The organism is Streptomyces sp. NPDC030296 (assembly GCF_055572815.1).
The window spans coordinates 227,290-244,245 of the sequence record NZ_JBVICQ010000011.1 but is presented as its reverse complement, the minus strand read 5'-3'; the positions used below and the strand labels follow the sequence as shown (position 1 = coordinate 244,245).

17 protein-coding genes are annotated in these 16,956 nt (G+C 72.4%); 11 read left to right on the top strand and 6 right to left on the bottom strand.

Going from position 1 to position 16,956, the window contains the following annotated elements; all coding sequences use genetic code 11:
- The first annotated feature begins 103 nt into the window (after window positions 1-103).
- The 6 genes from ACZ4Z3_RS30210 (at window position 104) to ACZ4Z3_RS30185 (ending at window position 5,309) form a co-directional block, all read left to right on the top strand.
- Complete coding sequence (locus tag ACZ4Z3_RS30210) at window positions 104-1,606, top strand: type III PLP-dependent enzyme domain-containing protein (protein ID WP_468503992.1); 1,503 nt, start codon at window positions 104-106, stop codon at window positions 1,604-1,606.
- A 389-nt stretch (window positions 1,607-1,995) separates the two neighbouring features.
- Window positions 1,996-2,394 carry a hypothetical protein gene (locus ACZ4Z3_RS30205; RefSeq protein ID WP_055538428.1) on the top strand — a complete coding sequence of 133 codons (399 nt, stop codon included), beginning with the start codon at window positions 1,996-1,998 and terminating at the stop codon, window positions 2,392-2,394.
- Complete coding sequence (locus tag ACZ4Z3_RS30200; RefSeq protein WP_468503991.1) at window positions 2,391-3,467, top strand: DUF4388 domain-containing protein; 1,077 nt, start codon at window positions 2,391-2,393, stop codon at window positions 3,465-3,467. The genes ACZ4Z3_RS30205 and ACZ4Z3_RS30200 overlap by 4 nt, the downstream gene beginning before the upstream one ends.
- A gap of 37 nt (window positions 3,468-3,504) precedes the next feature.
- Entirely contained in the window at window positions 3,505-4,116 is a 612-nt protein-coding gene (locus ACZ4Z3_RS30195; RefSeq protein WP_468503990.1) for a roadblock/LC7 domain-containing protein, read from the top strand.
- Between the two features lie 14 nt (window positions 4,117-4,130).
- Complete coding sequence (locus ACZ4Z3_RS30190; protein WP_033524857.1) at window positions 4,131-4,505, top strand: roadblock/LC7 domain-containing protein; 375 nt, start codon at window positions 4,131-4,133, stop codon at window positions 4,503-4,505.
- 108 nt (window positions 4,506-4,613) lie between these two features.
- Window positions 4,614-5,309 (top strand): lipoprotein, encoded by a 696-nt coding sequence (locus ACZ4Z3_RS30185; RefSeq protein ID WP_468503989.1) that lies wholly within the window; start codon window positions 4,614-4,616, stop codon window positions 5,307-5,309.
- 34 nt (window positions 5,310-5,343) lie between these two features.
- Here the strand turns inward: ACZ4Z3_RS30185 and ACZ4Z3_RS30180 are convergent, their stop codons facing one another.
- The 3 genes from ACZ4Z3_RS30180 to ACZ4Z3_RS30170 all read right to left on the bottom strand — a co-directional run bounded on the left by ACZ4Z3_RS30180 (window position 5,344) and on the right by ACZ4Z3_RS30170 (window position 8,752).
- Window positions 5,344-5,943: a hypothetical protein gene (locus tag ACZ4Z3_RS30180; RefSeq protein ID WP_468503988.1), complete on the bottom strand. Its 600-nt coding sequence runs from the start codon at window positions 5,941-5,943 to the stop codon at window positions 5,344-5,346.
- A gap of 128 nt (window positions 5,944-6,071) precedes the next feature.
- Window positions 6,072-6,950, bottom strand: coding sequence for a MurR/RpiR family transcriptional regulator (locus ACZ4Z3_RS30175; protein ID WP_468503987.1), 879 nt, complete (start codon window positions 6,948-6,950; stop codon window positions 6,072-6,074).
- 218 nt (window positions 6,951-7,168) lie between these two features.
- Window positions 7,169-8,752 (bottom strand): alpha/beta hydrolase, encoded by a 1,584-nt coding sequence (locus ACZ4Z3_RS30170; protein WP_468503986.1) that lies wholly within the window; start codon window positions 8,750-8,752, stop codon window positions 7,169-7,171.
- Between the two features lie 243 nt (window positions 8,753-8,995).
- Here ACZ4Z3_RS30170 and ACZ4Z3_RS30165 point away from each other — a divergent pair, with 243 nt between their 5' ends.
- Window positions 8,996-9,436 (top strand): hypothetical protein, encoded by a 441-nt coding sequence (locus ACZ4Z3_RS30165; protein WP_468504046.1) that lies wholly within the window; start codon window positions 8,996-8,998, stop codon window positions 9,434-9,436.
- Window positions 9,437-9,805: 369 nt separating this feature from the next.
- On the opposite strand, the gene ACZ4Z3_RS30160 is transcribed toward ACZ4Z3_RS30165, so the two are convergent.
- Window positions 9,806-11,200: a cystathionine beta-synthase gene (locus ACZ4Z3_RS30160; RefSeq protein WP_468503985.1), complete on the bottom strand. Its 1,395-nt coding sequence runs from the start codon at window positions 11,198-11,200 to the stop codon at window positions 9,806-9,808.
- 158 nt (window positions 11,201-11,358) lie between these two features.
- On the opposite strand from ACZ4Z3_RS30160, the gene ACZ4Z3_RS30155 reads away from it, so the two are divergent.
- The 3 genes from ACZ4Z3_RS30155 to ACZ4Z3_RS30145 all read left to right on the top strand — a co-directional run bounded on the left by ACZ4Z3_RS30155 (window position 11,359) and on the right by ACZ4Z3_RS30145 (window position 15,137).
- The gene (locus ACZ4Z3_RS30155) at window positions 11,359-12,438 is read left to right on the top strand and encodes an SGNH/GDSL hydrolase family protein (RefSeq protein ID WP_468503984.1); all 1,080 of its coding nucleotides are present in this window, start codon (window positions 11,359-11,361) and stop codon (window positions 12,436-12,438) included.
- Window positions 12,439-12,851: 413 nt separating this feature from the next.
- A complete protein-coding gene (locus tag ACZ4Z3_RS30150) occupies window positions 12,852-14,072 on the top strand; it encodes an acetyl-CoA C-acetyltransferase (protein WP_468503983.1) in 1,221 nt (406 codons plus the stop codon).
- A gap of 282 nt (window positions 14,073-14,354) precedes the next feature.
- Entirely contained in the window at window positions 14,355-15,137 is a 783-nt protein-coding gene (locus tag ACZ4Z3_RS30145) for a hypothetical protein (protein WP_468504045.1), read from the top strand.
- A 27-nt stretch (window positions 15,138-15,164) separates the two neighbouring features.
- Here ACZ4Z3_RS30145 and ACZ4Z3_RS30140 read toward each other — a convergent pair whose 3' ends face one another.
- On the bottom strand, window positions 15,165-15,476 hold the full coding sequence (locus ACZ4Z3_RS30140; RefSeq protein ID WP_468503982.1) for a hypothetical protein: 312 nt from the start codon (window positions 15,474-15,476) through the stop codon (window positions 15,165-15,167).
- 103 nt (window positions 15,477-15,579) lie between these two features.
- On the opposite strand from ACZ4Z3_RS30140, the gene ACZ4Z3_RS30135 reads away from it, so the two are divergent.
- Window positions 15,580-15,810, top strand: coding sequence for a DUF4287 domain-containing protein (locus ACZ4Z3_RS30135; RefSeq protein WP_009338122.1), 231 nt, complete (start codon window positions 15,580-15,582; stop codon window positions 15,808-15,810).
- A 102-nt stretch (window positions 15,811-15,912) separates the two neighbouring features.
- On the opposite strand, the gene ACZ4Z3_RS30130 is transcribed toward ACZ4Z3_RS30135, so the two are convergent.
- Window positions 15,913-16,794, bottom strand: coding sequence for a Bax inhibitor-1/YccA family protein (locus ACZ4Z3_RS30130; RefSeq protein WP_055521268.1), 882 nt, complete (start codon window positions 16,792-16,794; stop codon window positions 15,913-15,915).
- Between the last annotated feature and the right edge of the window lie 162 nt (window positions 16,795-16,956).

The following is a 16,956-nucleotide window of genomic DNA, read 5'->3' as shown; positions in this document are numbered from 1 at the left end:
GCTAGTCAATACGCCCGTACGCCAGCGACAGGCGCGCCGTGGATGTTTGGCTGGACACACTGGGTGCATGGGCCCGGGAACGACACCACCACGGGGGGACGAGATGGGAGACGCGACGCGCGGGGCCGACGGGACGGGGCCCGCCGCCCGGCGTGACGGGGCGGCGGAGGATCCCGCCGCGCGGCGGGGGAGCACGGCCGGGGACCGCGCCCCCCGGCCGGACGGGGACGCCGAGGCGGACGCCGAGCGCACGCTCCGGCTGTTCGAGACGGACGACGAGCGCGCGGCCCGGCGGGACGACGCCGTGCGGGCGGCCGTGGAGCAGGGGCTGCTCGGGCCGGGCACCCCGCTGATCGGACTGCTGGACGTCGCCGGGATCCGGGCGTCGGCGGCGGCGCTGCGGCGGGCGTTCGACGAGGTGACGGCGCCCGGCACGCCGGTGCTGCACGCGTTCGCGGTGAAGGCGACACCGCTGGTGCCGGTGCTGCGGCTGCTGCGCGAGGCGGGGATCGGCGCGGAGGTCGCGAGCGCCGGTGAGCTGGCCCTGGCGCGGGCCGCCGGGGTGTCGCCCCGGCAGACCGTGCTGGACTCGCCCGCCAAGACCCCGGCGGAGCTGCGGGAGGCGCTGGCGCTGGGCATCGCGGTCAACGCGGACAACCCGCAGGAGCTGGACCGCCTCGACGCGCTGGTCCGCTCGGCCACCACCCGCTCCCCCCTCGGCGTCCGGGTGAATCCGCAGGTGGGCGGGGGTGCTATCGACGCGCTGTCCACCGCGACGGCCACCTCGAAGTTCGGGGTGCCGCTGCGGGACGAGGGCGCCCGGGAGTGGGTCGTACGGGCGTATCTGGAGCGGCCCTGGCTGAGCCGGCTGCACGCGCACTCCGGGTCGCAGGGCATGCCGCTGTCGCTGATGACCCGGGGGATCGCGGAGACGTACGAACTGGCCGAGGAGATCAACCGGCGGATCGGGCGGCAGCAGATCGACACGATCGACATCGGCGGCGGACTGCCGGTGAACTTCGCGTCGGAGGCGGCGACACCGACGCACGCGCAGTACGCGCGGCTGCTGGCGGAGGCGGTGCCGGGGCTGTTCGACGGACGGTACGGGCTGGTCACCGAGTTCGGGCGGTCACTGCTCGCCAAGCACGGGACGGTGGTGGCGCGCGTGGAGTACACCAAGAGCGCGGGCGGGCGGGCCGTGGCGGTCACTCACGCGGGGGTCCAGGTGGCGGCGCGGACGGTGTACGCGCCCGGGGCGTGGCCGCTGCGGATCGCGGCGTACGACAGCAAGGGCCGGGTGAAGGAGGGACCGGCGGTCGTGCAGGACGTGGCGGGACCGGCCTGCTTCGCCGGCGACCTGCTCGCCCGGGGGCGCTCCCTGCCGCGCCTCGAACCGGGGGACTACGCGGCGGCGTTGGACACCGGGGCGTACTACTTCGCACACCACTACGGGTACAACTCGCTGCCGAGGCCCGCGATCTACGGCTACGCGCCCGGTGAGGGCGAGGGCGGGGTGCGTTTCGCGGTGGTCCGGCGGGCCCAGACGGCGGAGGAGATCGTCGCGGAGTCGGGGGGCGGGGAACGGTCGGGGCTCCTGGGGCTCTGACACCCGTCCACCACCTGACAGATGCCGTGCGGCGGGCGGAAGTCCGCGGAAGTCGTCCGCGGCCCGTCGCGCGGTTCCCCGCGCGTTCGCCAAAGACGGGCGCGCGCGGGATGCCGGACGCTTCACTCCGCACGCCCCGCGCTCCCCCCACAATGGTCGGTGCCTCCGGCGGTGCGCCCCGGGCCCGTATGCGCGCGGCCCGCATACCCCCACCTCAGCGCACCGACCGCCCGCGCGGACCTCAACAGCGGTGAAAATGAGGCAAGTCGACCCACCTTAGTCACCTCTCCGCATGTTCCGCTGGAAAATGCCAGATCGCTCACCCCTCGTGCACACGTTGCGTAGCGTCTGCGTCACTCAGCCGAACCGCAGGCAGGAGGGGAGCCACGGTGCCCGGAATCGACGAGTGTCTGGTGGAGGCCATGAGGCTGCCCGGTGCCCTGGGCGCCGCGGTGGTCGACTGGACCAGCGGACTGGCGCTGGGCACGGTCGGGGACGCACCCGGCGGTGACCACGAGACGACCGCGGCGGAGGCGGCGGAGCTGGCCCGGCTCGCGGCGGAACACCGGGCGTTCGCCCCGGAGGAGGGTTCGGACTGGTCCGGGGCCGATCTCCCGGTCGAGGACCTGATCGTCAGCAACCGGGACACGTACCACGTGCTGCGGTTCGTGCGGACGACGTTCGACAGCAGTGTCTTCCTGCATCTGTGGCTGGCCAGGTCGGACGGCAATCTCGCGCTGGCCCGGATCCGGCTGGGCGAGATGGCGGGGCGGCTGGTGCTGGCATGAGCGTGATCACCACGTCGGCTCCCCCGCTGCCCGTGCGCGGCGAGCGCACCCGGCACGCCGTCTCCCCCATGCTGCACCGGCTCGCCGCCGAGCGGGCCACCGGTGTCCTGCTGCGCGAGTCCGGCTCGCTCTATCTGTCGGACGGCGAGGTCGTGCACGCCGAGAGCCCCCGCTCCCCCGGGCTCGACGTGCTGCTCAGCGCCGGGGGCGTCCTCGACACCGACGGCTGGCGGGAGGCCGTCGACACGGCGGGGGCCGGGCTGCGGGTCGGACGGTTCCTCGTCGACAGCGGCCGGGTCACCAAGGGCACGCTGGAACTCTGCCACGCGGGCGCCATGTTCGACGCGGCGTACTTCGTGCTGGGGCCGAGCAGCGCCCCGGCCCGCTTCCGCTACGGGGCCGCGCACTGGCTGGGACCGATACGTCCGGTGCCGGTGGCCGCGATCACGCGGGAGGCGCTGCGCCGCAGGGACCTGCTGCACCGCATCTGGCCCGACGCGGCGGCGGACGACGCCCCGCTGATGCGGGCGGTCGGCCTCTCCTCCCCACCGGTCCCGATCCGCCAGGGAGCCGTGCTCGACCAGATCAACGGCTTCCGCACCGCCGCCGACATCTCCCTGACCCTCGGCCGCCCCACCTTCCACACCCTGGTGGCCGTCCGCCGGCTGGCCGCGGCGGGCCTCATCTCCCCGGCGCCACCCCACCCGTCCAGAACCCCACCGGCACCGGACACCACCCCGGGCCACACCGCACCCGCACCGGACACCCCACCGTGCCCCGCCGTGCCGGCACCGGAGCCCGCCGCGCCGACACCGGCCACCGCCCTGTACGCCACCCCTTGCGCCGCGCCGCACCCCGGCGCGTACGGCGCCCCCGACCGCCCCGCGGGCGGCTCCCCGGCCGGGACGGCCACCGCTCCCGGCCCCACTCCGCCGAAGCGGGCCGAGGCACCGGGCCCCACCCCGCCGCACCCCGACCCCGTCCCCGTCCCCGCACCGCCGTGGCCGCTGGTCACCGCCGACCCCGACATCGCCCTACTGCAAAGGCTCAGGGATGCGCTGGAGGCCCTTTGAGCGGCAGCGGGAGCGCCCCGCCGAGAGGAGACTACCCATGGCCGCCGAGGCGGAAGTCCTCGACGAACTGCACCGGTTGCGGGCCCGTGTGCCCCAGCTGACCGGGGCGCTCGCGGCCAGCGTGGACGGGCTGGTGCTGGCCCACGACACCCCCGGCGTGGAGCCGGAGGGCCTGGCCGCACTCACCGCCGCCGCCCTGGGCGTCGCCGTACGCATCACCGACGCGGGCGGCCGGGGCGACCTCCGCGAACTGCTGCTGCGCGGCGAGCAGGGCTATGTGGCGACGTACGCGGCGGGCGCCTCCGCCGTGCTCACGCTGCTCGCCCAGGACCGGGTCAACGTGGGCCGGCTGCACCTGGAGGGCCGGCGGACCGGCACCCGTATCGGGGAGCTGGTGGACGCCTCGCCCCGACGCGCGGCCGACCCGGTCGCCGGCCGGGCCGCGATCAAGACCCCGGCCGACACGACCGGGCGGAGCCCGGCCAGGTCCCTCGCCCAGACCACGCCCCCGGGCACCGAACCGACCACGTCGCAGACGCCGTCCAGGGCCACGGTCAGGTCGACCATGCCCCGCCGGACGCCCGGCGCCACGACCGCACGATCCACCCCCCGTACCGCTCCCAACGCACCGACCACGTCAGAGAGTTGAAAGGACCGCACACCATGGCGAACACCGAGACCGCACTCAAAGAGGCCCTCGCGTCGATCGAGGGCGCGACCGGCGCCGCCCTCGTCGACTACACCAGCGGCATGGCACTGGGCACGATCGGCGGCAGCAAGGGCTTCGACCTCACCGTCGCCGCCGCCGGCAACACGGACGTCGTCCGCGCCAAGTTGCGCACCATGGAGCACCTCGGCCTCAAGGGCGAGATCGAGGACATCCTGATCACCCTGTCCGACGCCTACCACCTGATCCGGCTGCTCACCGGCCGCGGCGGCAACGGCCTCTTCCTGTACCTGGTGCTCGACGCCAAGCGGGCCAACCTGGCGATGGCCCGGCACCAGTTGAAGAGGATCGAGGCGGAACTGGAGGTCTGACCCCCCGAACGCCCACCCACGAGGCGGCGCCCCCCACCGGGGGGCGCCGCCCAGGCATGCCGAGCCGCCCCCTCGGCTACCGTGTCCGCCTCAGGTCGAGAGGAGAAGGTGACGGTGCGCGGAGCGGTACGGGGGGCGGTGCTCGCCCAGGTGGTGGTGCTGGCCGGGCTGTTGGCGGGGTGCTCGCAGCCGGCGGAGGACGATGTGACCAAGCCGTCGGCCTCGGGCACCGGGGCGGCGGGCTCCGCCGGCTCCGGCAAGGGCGACGACGTCGCCGCGAGCGGCGGTTCGGTGGGCGCGGCCGGTTCCGCCTGCGAGCTGCCGGTCGCCTTCGACACGGCGGAGAACTGGAAGGCGGAGGCCATCGACCCCGGCACCGCGGAGGGCGGGGACGAGGTCGCCGCCGAACTGGCCGAGGCCCTGCTGCACCAGGGCACCTTCACCGCCGCGTGCGAGATCGACGCCAAGCCCGCCGGGAACCTCGGCTTCATCCGGGTGTGGACCGGCGAGGCGGGCGCGAAGGCCGACGACGCGCAAGCGCTGCTGCGGGAGTTCGTGAAGGCCGAGGGCGACACCAGCAAGGCGAAGTACAGCGACTTCTCCTCGGACTCCGACGTCTCCGGCGCCGAGGTCGAGTACCTCTACACCAGTGAGGCGCTGGACGAGACGAAGAAGGAACGGGCCTTCCTCACCGTGACCGCCGACGGCCCCGTCGTCGTCCACCTCGGCGGCCTCGACACCGGGGAGCACGAGGACATGCTCCCGGCGTACGAGTTGGCCAAACGGACGCTGCGCGCCACCTGAGCCGGACCTCTACCGCTTGCCTGGTGAGGGCCTCCTACGCCCGCCCGGCCGCCGCCGCCGTCCTCGTGGGGCGCCTGCCGCCGCCGGGGGCCGCGTCGCCCGCTGCGGCGCCCGTCGACCGGTAGGCGGTGACGCGCTTGCCGGCCGGGGCGCCACCGCGGGGGGAGAGCCAGTCCACGCGGACCCACAGCAGGTGTCCGTCGGCGCGCTCGCGGCGGCCGAGCCGGCCCGCCTTGAGCCACAGGCCGGCACCGGCGCCGGCCAGCAGCATCCCGCCCGCCGCCGGGACGGCGAACGACGAGGCGAGCGCCGCGGCGAACGCGAGCAGCAGCCACCAGCGGTGTCCGCGCCGCCAGTTCCGCAGGGTCACCGCGCGGTCCTGGAGCACATCGTGCTTGCCCGCCCGCGCGGCCCCGCGCGCCAGTTCCGCGTACCGTCCCCGCCGCGACGCCGCGACGACCACGGCCGCCACGATGAACAACGCCGCCCCGCCGAGCACCCCGATCCGCCGTCCGGTCATCCCCGACGGCACCAGACCGGCACCCGCCGCGATCATTCCGAGCCACCCCATGGGTGCCGCCCCGGCCCGCACCACGACGGCCACCCGAGCCAGCCCCTGTCCTCCGCGTGCCACTCTCCCGCCTCCCGTGTCCCAGGTTCGGTTTCCCTGTCGTACGTCGGTCACCAGGCACGTTAACCAGCGAAGGTGAAACGCGCCTGAGAAAGCGGGATACCACTCACCGGGCCGGAACCCAAGGGGTTCTACTCCACGAAGAGTCCCCGGGCGGCGGCCTTCGCGTCGAACTCCTCCAGGCGCGCCTGCGCCTCGGGCAGGTCGTCGCACATGGCCTCCAGCAGCACCCGCCCGAGCAGCATCGGCGCGCAGGCGGTGTCGAAGGCCAGGCCGGTCCCGACGGCGGCGGGGAGCAGCAGGTCGGAGACCTTGGCGACGGGCGCGAACGCGGAGTCGGCGACGCTGACGACCGTCAGCCCGGCCTCCTTGGCGTACGCGAGGCTGTCGACGACCTCGCGCGGGTGCCGGGGCAGCGCGAAGCAGAGCAGCGCGGTCGCCCCGGCGCGTACCGTCGCGTCGATCCGGTCGTGGAGCATGCTGCCGCCCTCGTGCAGCAGCCGTACGTCGGGGTGGACCTTCCCGGCGAAGTACGCGAAGCCGTACGCCTGGGCGGCGGCGGCCCGCAGGCCGAGGACCGGCAGCGGCCGGGACGCGGCGAGCAGCCGCCCGGCGCGTGCCACCGGAGCGGGGTCGGCGAGGACCTCGGCCAGGTGGCGCAGGTTCTCGATCTCGGCCTCGACGGCCTGCTGGTACTCGTTGAGGGCGGCGGCGGCCGAGGCCGGTTCGGCGGGCGCGACCTCGCGCAGGTGCCGGCGCAGCGCCGGGTATCCGTCGAAGCCGAGCGCCACCGCGAACCGGGTCACCGACGGCTGGCTCACCCCGGCGAGTTCCGCCAGTTCCACGCTCGACAGGAACGGCACGTCGGCGGCGCGCCGCACCATGCTGTGGGCGATCCGCCGCTGAGTGGGCGTCAGCCGGTGCCCCTCGAACAAGGTCTGGAGGCGCGCGGCGGGGCTGTCCGCACCGCCCGCCGCCCCCGTGCCACCGGTGTTCCGCTCGGCGCTCATGACGCGCTCCCCTTCCGCATTGCGCCTCCCTCGATCAGCGCAGCGCAACACCCACCCTATTCAGTCGCCGAGAAGTCTGCATGAGCCTATGCATCATCGTTCTCGGGGGGCCGTGCGTGCCGGGTCTGCTCGGCCCCCGGTCCCGCCCGCGCGGCCGGGGACGGCCAGGCCCGTGGGGCGCCTCCCGCGTGCGGGCGGCGCCCCAGGGGCCGTGGCGATCAGAAGCGGTCGGCCATCCCCGGGATGCCCGGGGGCGTCGGGATCGGCAGCGGGTTGGCGGTGGCGCGCTCCTCCGCACCGGGACGGGCCTTGCAGGTGATGTCCTTCGCGGGGAGCTTGCCGGTGGTCAGGTAGGCGGTGGCCGTCTTGTCGGCGCACGACTTGTTGCCGTAGATGCCGTGTCCGACGCCTCCGGCGACGGTGACCATCTTCGAGCCCCTCATGACGCGGCGCAGGCCCTGGCCGCTGGTCAGCGGCGTCTGGGAGTCCCACTCGTTCTGGAGGATCAGCGCGCCGACCTTGTTGTCGACCTTGGTGGCGGGCTCGCTGCCCTGCTTCTTCCAGAAGGCGCACGGCTTGATGGAGGAGGCGAAGTCGCCGTACAGCGGGTACGTGGCCTTGTCCTTGATCGCGTCCTCGCGGTACTGCTCGGGATCGCGCGGCCAGTCGCGGGTGTCGGCGCAGACGACGGCCCAGAAGGCGGCGTCGTTGTTGTCCTTGGGCACGGCCCGGCCGAAGGACGGCGGAACGGGCTCGGGCGTCCTGGGCTTGCCGGTGCCGGCCGACGGGGTCTTGTCCGCGGCCTTCTTCAGTTCGACGACCGCTTCGGCGACGTCGCGTGTGCCGCCGAAGAACATGGCCCGCAGGCCGGAGCGGATGTCGTCCCCGGTCAGCAGCGTGCCGTCGAGGTCGATGGGCTTGCGGTCGGCCCGGGCGACCAGGTCGTAGAAGGTCGCGCGGACCGCCTCGGGAGTGGCGCCCAGCTTGTACTTGGCGTCCCTCTCGGCGGTCCACTCGGTCCAGCGGGTGAAGGCGGGCTCGGCGCCCTCCGCCCAGACCTGGATCATCCCGCGCCAGATCCGGGCGGGGTCGACGGCGCTGTCCAGCACGAAGCGGTCGGAGCGCTTGGGGAACATCTGCGTGTAGACGGCGCCGAGATAGGTGCCGTAGGAGTACCCGAGGTAGGAGATCTTCTTCTCACCGAGCACCGCGCGGATGACGTCCATGTCCCGGGCGGTGTTGCGCGTGGTGAGGTGGCGCAGCTTGTCGCCCTGCTTCTTGTCGCACTTCTCGGCGACGGTCCGGGCCCACTTGACGTCCTTGGTGAACGTCTCGGCCTTGTACGGCCGTTCCCAGTTCCGCTCGCCGGACGTCAGGCCGCACCCGACGGGGGAACTCAGGCCGATGCCCCGCGGGTCGAAGCCGACGAGGTCGTACGTGTTCTTCACCGACTTCGGCAGTTCGCGGGCCATGTAGTACGGCATGTCGACGCCCGGGCCGCCCGGGCCACCGGGGTTGAGCAGGAGCACACCGCGCCGTTCCTTCTTGGTGCTCGTCCGCATCCGGGATATCTCCAGGTCGAGCTTCTTGCCGCCCGGCTTGGCGTAGTCCTGCGGCACCTTGATCGTGGCGCACTGGAGGGAGGCGGGCAGCGACTTGTCGCAGCGGTGCCAGGAAGGTTTCTGCTTGAGGTAGGGGCGCAGGGGGTCGCCCGCGGCGGATGCGGCGGTCGGGGTCAGCACGGGGACCAGCGTGGTGACGGCGCTGACCGCCACGAGGAGGGCTATTCGGCTGTTGCGCACGCGTGTGGCGTCCTTGGGTCGGTGGGTGAGGGACGCGACCCATCCTGTCGAGCACGGAACGTGGATTGATCCTTCCACGGGACGGAGTTCCTCCCCCCTTGGGGGGAGGGCGAGTTGGCGCCGAATAGTGCTGGGGTCGGACAACCGCGAACGGCTCTTTGCCGTCCGGGGCGAAGGAAAAGAGGGGGGCTGTCCCCAGTGCCGGGCGGGTCGCGGCTGCCTACCGTGAGGGGCATGACCGGAATGGATGCCCGTGACACGCGGCTCGGGGACACCGAGCTGAAGAAGGAGCTCGCCGCGACCCTGCACGCGCGCAGGGAGCTGGGCGAGGACTACGAGTCCGCGCTGGTGGAGTCGTTCCTGGAGAAGGTGGACCAGCGCATCGACGGCGCGGTCGACCGCCGGGTCCGGCGCCAGGTGGCGGAGCAGCAGATGGTGGTGGCCCGCGGCTCCCGCTCGCCCAAGTCCACCGATTCCTGGGGCGAGCGCTACGGCTTCGGTGTCGTCTCCCTCGTCGTCGCCATCCCGCTCTCCGGCATCGGCGGCGGCGTGGCCGAACTCCCCGGCCTCTTCGTCACCTGGGCGGGCATCGTCGGCGTGAACGTGGCCTGGGCGCTGCGTACGTCCCCTCGCCTGGGCAGGCGGAAGGGCGACAAGTCCGGTGACCCGGACTGGCAGGAGTAGGGGTGCGCCGGGCGCGAGCCACGAGGTGCGAAGGACGAGATGTATGCGCGGGGACCGCCGCACCCCCGTGTGACGGGGGGCGGGACGACGGCGGTCCCCGCGGGGACGCGGGCCGGGTCAGGCCGGGCTTCGCGTCCATGGCGTCCATGGAGGTCCGGGAGCCGCTCCGGAGGTCCTTGACGCCGTTTCGGGCGCCGGCCGGGGCGGGGAGCCGCTCCCGCCCTGCCGACATCCACTAATGTGCCGGACCCGTGTTAAGCGGGTGCTGCGCGGACGTGACGCGCTCGTACCACTTCTGCGAAGTCGCACGCGATACCCGCGCAAATCTTCACCCTTGCGGCCCTCTTGGAGCGATTCCTCCAGGTCGGCCTACTGCTTGAGGCCGTCCTTAGCGAGGAACGACAGCAGGTCCTGCCGGCTGACGACCCCGGTCGGCTTGCCCTCGACCAGCACGATCGCCGCGTCGGCCCGGCCGAGCACGGACATCAGGTCGCCGACCGGCTCACCGGAACCGACCTGCGGCAGCGGCGCCGACATGTGCTTCTCCAGCGGGTCGTCGAGCGAGGCCCGCTGGGTGAACAGCGCGTCGAGCAGCTCCCGCTCCACGACGGACCCCACGACCTCGGCGGCCATGACGTCCGGGTGCCCGGCGCCCGGCTTCACGATCGGCATCTGGGAGACGCCGTACTCGCGCAGCACCTCGATCGCCTGGCCGACCGTCTCGTCCGGGTGCATGTGGACGAGCGAGGGGATGGAGCCGCCCTCCTTGTCGTTGAGGACGTCGGCGACGCGCGCGCTCGGACCCTCGTCCTCCAGGAAGCCGTAGTCGGCCATCCACTCGTCGTTGAAGATCTTGCTGAGGTAGCCGCGCCCGCTGTCCGGGAGCAGCACGACCACGACGTCGTCCGGGCCGAGCCGCTCGGCGACGCGCAGCGCGGCGACGACCGCCATGCCGCAGGAGCCGCCCACCAGCAGCCCCTCCTCCTTGGCCAGCCGCCGGGTCATCTGGAAGGAGTCCTTGTCGGACACGGCCACGATCTCGTCGGCGACGGTCCGGTCGTACGCCGTCGGCCAGAAGTCCTCGCCGACGCCCTCGACCAGGTACGGCCGCCCGGACCCGCCCGAGTACACGGAGCCCTCGGGGTCGGCGCCGATGACCTGGACGCGGCCGTCGCTCGCCTCCTTGAGGTAGCGCCCGGTGCCGGAGATGGTCCCGCCGGTGCCGACGCCGGCCACGAAGTGGGTGATGCGCCCCTCCGTCTGCTCCCACAGCTCAGGGCCGGTCGAGTGGTAGTGGGACTCGGGGTTGTTGGGGTTGGAGTACTGGTCCGGCTTCCAGGCGCCGGGCGTCTCGCGCACCAGCCGGTCGGAGACGTTGTAGTACGAGTCGGGGTGCTCGGGGTCGACGGCCGTGGGGCACACCACGACCTCGGCGCCGTACGCGCGCAGCACGTTGATCTTGTCGGTGCTCACCTTGTCGGGGCACACGAAGATGCACTTGTACCCCTTCTGCTGCGCGACGATCGCGAGGCCGACGCCCGTGTTGCCGCTGGTGGGCTCGACGATCGTGCCGCCGGGCTGCAGCTCTCCGCTCTTCTCCGCCGCCTCGATCATGCGCAGGGCGATGCGGTCCTTCACGGACCCGCCGGGATTGAAGTACTCAACCTTGGCCAGGACGGTCGCCTGGATGCCCTCGGTCACGCTGTTGAGCCTCACGAGCGGGGTGTTGCCGACGAGGCTGATCATCGAGTCGTGGAATTGCACCGTTGTCTCCGGAGCCGCAAAAGTGATGGTCGTGATGTCCCGCCAGCCTAAGCCCCGCCCCTCTTGATCTCCTCACTGTTCACTTCCTCCAGGGATTGGCCGAGGGCCGCTTCGGGGCAATGAGTGGTTGTACGGCTACGAGGAGGTGGCGGCGACGCATGTCGAGCATGTCCAGAGCGAGGGTGGCCCGGCGTATCGCGGCGGGCGCGGCGTACGGCGGCGGCGGCATCGGACTGGTCGGTGCGGCGGCCGTCGGCGTGCTGCTGGCCGAGGTGCGGATGGCCAAGCGGGTCGTCGGCAACGGCAGCAGTCCGCATCCGCCGAGCGCGGAGGGCCTCTACGGCCGTTCCTACGACAGTCGGTACGGGCGCCCGTCCGCCCCGCACGACGGCGCGTACGACGTGTCCGAGGATCCGCCGATCCGTCTGGTCATGCTGGGTGACTCCACCGCCGCGGGCCAGGGCGTCCACCGGGCCCGGCAGACACCGGGCGCGCTCCTCGCCTCGGGACTCGCGGCGGTGGCGGAGCACCCCGTGGAGCTGCGGAACGTCGCGCTGCCGGGTGCCCAGTCGGACGACCTGGACCGCCAGGTCGCGCTGGTCCTGGAGGACCCGGCCCGGGTCCCCGACGTCTGCGTGATCATGATCGGCGCGAACGACGTGACCCATCGCATGCCGCCGACCCGCTCGGTGCGGCACCTGTCGGCGGCGGTACGCCGACTGCGCACGGCCGGCGCGGAGGTCGTCGTCGGCACGTGCCCCGACCTCGGCACGATCGAGCCCGTGCAGCAGCCCCTGCGCTGGCTCGCCCGACGGGCGTCCCGGCAGCTGGCGGCAGCCCAGACGATCGGTGTCGTCGAACAGGGCGGCCGCACGGTGTCGCTGGGCGACCTGCTGGGCCCCGAGTTCGAGGCGAACCCGCGGGAGCTGTTCGGCCCCGACAACTACCACCCCTCCGCGGAGGGGTACGCGACGGCGGCGATGGCCGTCCTGCCCACGATGTGCGCGGCGCTCAACCTGTGGCCCGCGGAGGAGGAGCGCCCCGACGTCTCCCGCCGCGAGGGCTTCCTGCCGGTCGCCCGTGCGGCCGCCGAGGCGGCGTCCGAGGCCGGCACGGAGGTGACGGCGGCGATGCCGACGGGGCCGAGGGGGCCGTGGGCCCTCCTGAAGCGGCGCCGGCGACGCCGGGTGTCGGCGACGGACCCGGCCCCCACGACAGCGACCGCGCCGGGCGCCTAGTGGCTCGGGGGTGCGCTGTTTCGTGGGCGGGTGCGGGTGAGTGGGGTTTGTTCGCGCAGTTCCCCGCGCCCCTGAAAAGCGACCGGGGCTGCGCCCCGTGCTTTTCATATGAAGGGCGGGCCGCAGGCCCGTTCCCTTCAGGGGCGCGGGGAACTGCGCGAGAAACCACACACCACCCGCAGCCGCCAACGAACCCGCACCCCCGAGCTACTAGGCGCCCCGCCCAGAAAAGCAAGCGCTTAGAAAAGTGCGGTCGGCGTCACACCTCAATGCCCGTGACCTCGACCATACGTACGGGTAACTTCCCCCACAGCCCTGCCCCGCGCGACCGGGGACCGTACGCCCGCCCGTCGCCCGACCACCGCCCCTCATTGGGGCGCTACGCGCCACACCTTCTTGATTATGGAGCCGTGATGCCCGAAGCCGTGATCGTCTCAGCCGCCCGCTCCCCCATCGGCCGCGCCTTCAAGGGCTCGCTCAAGGACCTGCGCCCCGACGACCTGACCGCCACCATCATCCAGGCGGCCCTCGACAAGATCCCGGCGCTGGACCCCAAGGACATCGACGACCTGATGCTCGGCTGTGGCCTCCCCGGCGGTGAGCAGGGCCACAACCTCGGCCGGATCGTCGCCGTCCAGATGGGCATGGACCACCTGCCGGGCTGCACCGTCACCCGTTACTGTTCCTCCTCGCTGCAGACCTCCCGTATGGCCCTGCACGCCATCAAGGCCGGCGAGGGCGACGTCTTCATCTCGGCGGGCGTCGAGATGGTGTCACGCAGCGTGAAGGGCAGCAGCGACGGCATGCCCGACACCCACAACCCGGTCTTCGCGGAGGCGGAGGCCCGTACGGAGGCTGTGTCGAAGTCCGTGGGCGCCACCTGGCACGACCCGCGTGAGGACGGCCTGCTCCCCGACGCGTACATCTCGATGGGCCAGACCGCCGAGAACCTGGCCCGTTCCTGGGGCGTGACCCGCGAGGACATGGACGAGTTCGGTGTCCGTTCGCAGAACCTCGCCGAGGAAGCCATCAAGAAGGGCTTCTGGGAGCGCGAGATCACCCCGGTGACGCTGCCCGACGGCACCGTGGTCAGCAAGGACGACGGGCCCCGTGCCGGCGTCACCCTGGAGGCCGTGCAGGGCCTGAAGCCCGTCTTCCGCGAGGACGGCCTGGTCACCGCCGGCAACTGCTGCCCGCTCAACGACGGCGCCGCCGCCCTCGTGATCATGTCCGACACGAAGGCCCGCGAGCTGGGCCTGACCCCGCTCGCCCGGATCGTCTCGACCGGCGTCTCGGGCCTCTCCCCCGAGATCATGGGCTACGGCCCGGTGGAGGCGTCCAAGCAGGCCCTCTCGCGCGCCGGCCTGACCATCGGCGACATCGACCTCGTCGAGATCAACGAGGCCTTCGCCGCCCAGGTGATCCCCTCGTACCGCGACCTGGACATCCCGCTGGAGAAGCTGAACGTGAACGGCGGCGCCATCGCCGTCGGCCACCCCTTCGGCATGACCGGCGCCCGCATCACCGGCACGCTGATCAACTCCCTCCAGTTCCACGACAAGCAGTTCGGCCTGGAGACGATGTGCGTCGGCGGCGGCCAGGGCATGGCGATGGTCATCGAGCGCCTCAGCTGACCCCTCCGCCGTAGCCGCACGGGAACCCACCGTGACGCTGTGGCCCGGAGCCCCGGAATCCCCGGGACTCCGGGCCGTTTTGTGATCCAATCTCCCCCAGGATGTGACCTATCTCCCCCCGGAGAGCGATTTACGCAGGTCAGAGCGGTTTAACCACGAAACACCCAGGCAAAGTCCTGTCCCTTTCGTGACGTTACGCACTGACAGCTGGTTAGTCCGCCCTTCAAGCTGATGTAGGAAGTCGGGGGTCGACTTTGAACCGGGAGTACGTCAGTGAGCGCCATGCCGATCGCCTTGCTGCTCACCACGGCCGCCACCGCCGCCGTGGGCGTCGCCGTCCTGCGCAGCCTCACCGGGCTGCGCCGTCAGGTCGCCGCTCTGCGGAAGGAACTGGCCGAGAGCCGTCCCGCCGGTGCGCGGGCCGTCGTGCCCGCCGCCCGGCCGGCCGCGGACACGGAGGAGATACGCGCCGCCGTGGCCGAGGCGCTCGCCGAGGAGCGGGAGCGTGAGCTGGCCGAGGCGCGGGCGTTCTGGGCCGCCCAGGAGGCCCGTGACGGCTCCGACGCGCCCTCCCTGCTGGGTCTGCCCGACAGTGAGCTGTTCCTGCCCCGACAGTCCGATTTCGCGGGTCTGGAGCACCTGGAACCGGTGACCGAGCCGAGCCTGGAGGGCGACGAGTTCGCCGGGGAGTCGGCGGAGCTGGCCGCGGCCCGCCGCCGCCACCCCTCGCACCCCGACTTCGTGCCGGTGCAGTCCCCGGTCACCAACGACCACGAGCGCACCGTCGCCTGTCTGGAGGACCTGGCCGCCTCCCGCACCGCGCTGGCCGACGTCCGTCCGGGCCCCCTCGGCACCCTCGACGTGTATGTCTTCGCCGACGGCACCACCCTGTGCATGACCCCCGGTCACCGGGAGACCGCCGAGCGCCTCGCCAGGGCCCTCCAGGGCGGTGACACCCCGGTCCTCCTGGGCGGCTCGGGCATCTCGGGCGCGTACACCCTCACGTTCGAGTGCGGCGAGGACATGGTCTACATCCTGGCGGACCGGGTCATCGCCTCCCTGTAGGCGCCCCGTGACGGGCGCCCGGCGGGATCACACACCCGCCCTCTTCTGGGCCTCCTCCACCAGCGCCACCGCCTCCGCCAGCCCGGCCTCGTCGGCCAGCACCAGCGCGAGATCGTTCCCGGCGACCATCACCTGATCCGCCGCGGCGAACATTCCCGCGTCCGGCATCTCCCGGGGCGCCTGATCGGGCGCCTCCAGCCGCTGGGCACGCAGTGCCAATTCCCTGGCCAGGGCCAGTGCCTCCGCTGCGGCGCCCCGTTGCAGCCGGCTCTGCGGCGCGGCCCGCAACCGGTCGGCGAAATGGTCCACGGCACGGGTCAACGGCGTCGTATCAAGCACGCCGCGAGCGTACGCGCAGCAACCGGACTGTTGCCAACACGCCGCCACTCAGGCAACGTTTCCTGAAGGACCGGCTTACATTTCCTTTCGTCCGGAGGCGCCGATGTCCCAAGTCTTCTCCGAGGAGACCCATCGCAATCTGCTCGCCCGCATCCCCCATTGCACCGGTCGTGAAGTCTCCGACTGGCTGCGCAAAGTCGATGAAGGCCCCGCTCTCTTCAACTTCGAGGAGAAGGTCAGCTGGCTCCGGCACGAGTACGACCTCGCGTACGGCCACGCCAAGGCGATCGTCCATGAGTACGACCTGAGGAGGGCCGCGAGGAAGCTCCGCTGAGAGCGCCCAGACACCACGAAGGGCCCCCCGACCGTGAGGTCCGGGGGCCCTTCGTCTGGCTGCGGGCGGGCGGGCGCGGGGCCCGCCCCCTGCTGGTCGTCGCTAGTCGTCGCCGCTGAAGATGGCGACCAGGCGGAGCATCTCGATGTAGATCCACACGAGGGTCATGGTGAGGCCGAACGCGGCCAGCCAGGACTCCTCACGCGGGGCGCCGTACGCGATGCCGTCCTCGATCTGCTTGAAGTCGAGGGTCAGGAAGAACGCGCCGAGCAGGATCGCGAAGATGCCGACGATCGCGCCGAGCGGGCCCATGCTGCGCAGACCGCCGTCGGGGGCGACCCCGAAGACGACCAGCAGGAGGTTGACCGCCATGACCAGGATGAACGCGATCGCGATGGTCAGACCGATACGGGCGTACCGTGCGGTGACCCGGATCCAGCCGGCCTTGTAGACCAGCAGAGTGGCGCCGGAGACGGCCATGGTGCCGAGCACCGCCTGGAAGGGCGCGCCGTCCCACTGGCTGTTGAACATCTCGCTGATCACGCCGAGGAACACGCCCTCGAACGCGGCGTACGCGAGGATCAGCGCGGGCGAGGCCTTGCGCTTGAAGGACTGCACCATCGCCAGGACGAACGCGATCAGCGCGGCGCCGACGGCCAGGCCGTAGCTGGTGGGCGAGACCGGCAGGAGGGCCCAGGCGAGAACGGCGCCGACGATGACCGTGCCGAGGGTCAGGCCCGTGCGCATGACGACGTCGTCCATCGTCATACGGCCGGCGGTGACCGGGGCCTGCGGCGGGGCGCCGTGCTGCAGGTCCTGCTGGGCGTACGGGTTGGTCGCGTAGGGGTTGGCGCCCTGCTGGGCGTACGGGTTGCCCTGGGTGCCGACAGCTGCTCCCCCGGCCTGCGGCGCGGTGTTGAAGCCCGCGTAGCCGTTGTCGCGGCTGAACCCCCGTCGCGAGAAGACCGGGTTGCTGCTCCTCATTTCACTCCTCCATGGCCACCCTGCGTGGCCTTGGCTCAAGAGTAATAGGTAGGCAAAGGGATTGACTCTAGTGCTCAGGGAGGATCTTTCCCCTGCCGTGTCATCGAACACGCTACGCGTCTCCCTGATTCCCCGCCCCAACCCCCTCAACCCCTGACCAAG

Bases quoted from the DNA above. Each gene is read 5' to 3' on its own strand.
- ACZ4Z3_RS30165 (WP_468504046.1), top strand. From the start codon at position 8,996: ATGGATGCCCGTGACACGCGGCTCGGGGACACCGAGCTGAAGAAGGAG.
- ACZ4Z3_RS30130 (WP_055521268.1), bottom strand. From the start codon at position 16,794: ATGAGGAGCAGCAACCCGGTCTTCTCGCGACGGGGGTTCAGCCGCGAC.
- ACZ4Z3_RS30155 (WP_468503984.1), top strand. From the start codon at position 11,359: ATGTCGAGCATGTCCAGAGCGAGGGTGGCCCGGCGTATCGCGGCGGGC.
- ACZ4Z3_RS30195 (WP_468503990.1), top strand. From the start codon at position 3,505: ATGGCCGCCGAGGCGGAAGTCCTCGACGAACTGCACCGGTTGCGGGCC.
- ACZ4Z3_RS30145 (WP_468504045.1), top strand. From the start codon at position 14,355: ATGCCGATCGCCTTGCTGCTCACCACGGCCGCCACCGCCGCCGTGGGC.
- ACZ4Z3_RS30175 (WP_468503987.1), bottom strand. From the start codon at position 6,950: ATGAGCGCCGAGCGGAACACCGGTGGCACGGGGGCGGCGGGCGGTGCG.
- ACZ4Z3_RS30135 (WP_009338122.1), top strand. From the start codon at position 15,580: ATGTCCCAAGTCTTCTCCGAGGAGACCCATCGCAATCTGCTCGCCCGC.
- ACZ4Z3_RS30200 (WP_468503991.1), top strand. From the start codon at position 2,391: ATGAGCGTGATCACCACGTCGGCTCCCCCGCTGCCCGTGCGCGGCGAG.
- ACZ4Z3_RS30210 (WP_468503992.1), top strand. From the start codon at position 104: ATGGGAGACGCGACGCGCGGGGCCGACGGGACGGGGCCCGCCGCCCGG.
- ACZ4Z3_RS30190 (WP_033524857.1), top strand. From the start codon at position 4,131: ATGGCGAACACCGAGACCGCACTCAAAGAGGCCCTCGCGTCGATCGAG.
- ACZ4Z3_RS30150 (WP_468503983.1), top strand. From the start codon at position 12,852: ATGCCCGAAGCCGTGATCGTCTCAGCCGCCCGCTCCCCCATCGGCCGC.